The following is a 2,943-nucleotide window of genomic DNA, read 5'->3' on the forward strand; positions in this document are numbered from 1 at the left end:
GGTAACGGTCACGCACCCGGAGATCACGCGCTTCTTCATGACGATCCCCGAGGCCGCGCAACTGGTGTTGCAAGCGTCGAGCATGGGCCGTGGCGGCGAGATCTTTATCCTGGATATGGGTGAGCCGGTAAGGATTGTGGATCTGGCGCGCGATCTGATCCGTTTGTACGGGTTCTCGGAGGAGCAAATCCGGATCGTGTTCACGGGCCTGCGGCCGGGCGAGAAGCTGTATGAAGAGCTGCTTGCTGACGACGAAACGACCACACGCACCCCCCATCCGAAGCTGCGGATCGCACAGGCGCGCGAAGTGCCGAATCACTTCCTCGATGAATTGCTGCCGTGGCTGATGCAGCATCGCGTGCTGGCTGACGAAGAAGTGCGGCGCGACCTGCGTCGCTGGGTGCCGGAATATCAGACGACCATGCCGCCGGTGTTGCAGAGCGTCCCGCCGTTGCGCGTGGGCTCGTCGAACTGATCGCCGCGGATGCTGCTGGATGCCGCCTCCGCGTTAACGAATCCCGGGTCGCTGCTCTCGCCGCACGGCGAGATCGTGGCGTCCTACGATCTAGAAGTATCGAATAGCGCTGCCGAAGGTTATCGCGCTCTTGGGCTTTCAAATGGCATTTGCAATGCCGCTTTGGTTGAATTCAATCCGGATTACGCCGCGGCGTCGCGTGTACACGTAATTAATGGCATGGGTGTGACACTAGGCGATTCCGTCATCGGCCTTACCGCTCTTATTGCCATCAAGGCGCGATTCCCACACCTTTCCTTCACGATTTACAGACCGGCTCATGCGCCCGGCTATGTGAAGCGCATTTACGAGCTGGCCGCACCGCTATTGGGGTCTGTCATCGATTTACCCGTGATTCTCGACACACTCCCTTACACAGAGTTACGTATCGACTTAGGTAATCATTTATTCTGGCCCAAGTTTTCCTCGCTCCCTATGATCGATTTTTTTCTCGACGCAATGGGGATAAAGGCCGACGAAGTCCCCGCTATGGACAAGCGCAATCATTGGCTGCAGGCATTGGTGCTGCCACGGCCTCAGGCGGTAAAGGGCGACTATGTATTGCTGTGCCCCACCGCGAGTACGCCCGTGCGCAGCATCCCTGCGTCCATGAACAAGGACTTCGTGGAAGCCTTGTGGCAGCGCTACAGGCTCCCCGTGGCGGGTTTTGGCAATCTCGATCATATGGTTTACACTGACGTCACCTCGCGAGCGCCCGACACGGCAGATTTTCTCGCATGGATCAAGCACGCCGCGTATCTGGTGACACCCGATACAGCCGCCGTTCATGTAGCTGCCGGTTTTGATATTCCCACAACGGCGTTCTTCACCACCATCGCACCAGATTTGCGGGTGCGCGACTATCCGTTCTGCAAGCCTGTCTCCTTGCCCGTTCCTGAATTGGAAGGCATACAAGCCAGTAACCGGGCATCAGATGTGGAGCGGGTCGAACGCGCTTATCGAGCACTAAAGATAGACGTGGATTTTTCTGGATTTGCTTAATAATCGTACCGAATACCTCAATCGATTGATCGGAATAAATTACTTGGAAATGTAAGAATTATTTCTAATAACGTTCCCTGAAAATCTACTGCTTTGTCATATTCGGGCAAACCATTAGGGTGGTATGCTTCCTGCACATAATCTTCATACGCAAGTGTTACGGTGAGTTGTGCGCCGCTTTGGAACCTGTTCTGCACCAGCTAGCGGAATAGATGCAAATTACATGCACCATCTTGTGGTATTTAGCAAACGTTTGCGAACATCTCGAATTTCTTGATTCATCCGTTTTGCGGGCAGTAAAGACGCCCGCTACGCTTGGTTCAACATTCGCAGCGCCGTCCGGCTGCATGGAGCAACGCAATGTTTTTCGACGAACTTAGTAATGAAGAATGGGCCCTGGTTGCCGCCCTCGTGACAGAAGGTGAAGTCCGTGAACACCGGCGTGGCCGCCCGCGAGCGCACCCGCGCACGATCGTGAATGCCGTGCTGTGGATCCTCACCACAGGCGAAACCTGGTCGAAGCTGCCCAGTCACTACCCGACCGTGCCTACCTGCCGCCGTCGTTTCAACGACTGGCAAATGAACGGCACGCTGCTCGAAATGGTGACGCGGCTCGCATCGCGTGGCCGGTCCTTCGCCATTGTGCCGTCCACGCCGACCGAAGCGCCGCCGCGCCAGACGCAGGCCACCTATGAATGCGATCGCCTGCGCGGCGTGTTCTGGCAGAACCCGGAGTCGTGGGGCGATTCGGACGGAAACGGCGCAAATGGGGTGGACGCGCTTTTCGCCACCGTCCCGCGCCGGATTGCCGAAGCGCACGACGTCGCGCGCGCCAACGCGCCAACGCCCTTGTCGCCAACCCGGGCGGCCATGGCCGCCTCGGCGTCGCGTTCGCTGCAGCGTGAACCGTCGGGCGCACGGCACCATTCCGTTGATTCGTTGCCCATGGCCTTCGAGCCCGATTGCGCCCCTGTGCATGACGGTCACGGTTACGCCATCTACGCCATCGCGCGGCCGGTAGCGGGCAGCATGTTCCGCGGCTGGGCTGAAATCGTGAAGGACGGCCGTCGGGTGGAGCGTTCTGGCCTGATCGGTCCGCGCTACGAGAACCCACAGGAAGCGGCGGAGTACGCGCTCGAATGGTCTCGCAGATGGATCGCGGCGCAATCCACGCGCATGACTCACCCGGTGCAAACCGCCGCGGACGCGCCGCATCGTGCGGCGCCCGTCGCCAATCCTGCGGCCAGCCAGGCGCAGCAGGAGCCGAAGCGCGAACGCGCGGCAGCGCTGGAACGCGTTGAGGTCCGCCGTTATGCGGACGTGCAAGGCTAGGACGTGCAAGGCTAACGCTGGATAGTCCACAGGGCCACGTCTCGTCCGGTGTGATGAATGGTTTTGAGAGGAAACGCTGTGCGGCGCATGTGAAT

At 59.0% G+C, this 2,943-nt stretch carries 3 protein-coding genes; all 3 read left to right on the top strand.

Features of this window, described 5'->3' with window-relative positions:
- The coding region (locus JWR14_RS36585) for a polysaccharide biosynthesis protein (RefSeq protein ID WP_299719324.1) at window positions 1–475 on the top strand (475 nt) is incomplete at its 5' end.
- Between the two features lie 9 nt (window positions 476–484).
- Window positions 485–1,516 carry an ADP-heptose--LPS heptosyltransferase gene (locus JWR14_RS36590; protein WP_299719326.1) on the top strand — a complete coding sequence of 344 codons (1,032 nt, stop codon included), beginning with the start codon at window positions 485–487 and terminating at the stop codon, window positions 1,514–1,516.
- A 360-nt stretch (window positions 1,517–1,876) separates the two neighbouring features.
- Window positions 1,877–2,848 carry a transposase gene (locus JWR14_RS36595; protein ID WP_299719328.1) on the top strand — a complete coding sequence of 324 codons (972 nt, stop codon included), beginning with the start codon at window positions 1,877–1,879 and terminating at the stop codon, window positions 2,846–2,848.
- The last annotated feature ends 95 nt before the right edge of the window (window positions 2,849–2,943 follow it).

Origin of the sequence: Caballeronia sp. (genome assembly GCF_028292365.1) — a bacterium.
Lineage (GTDB): Bacteria > Pseudomonadota > Gammaproteobacteria > Burkholderiales > Burkholderiaceae > Caballeronia.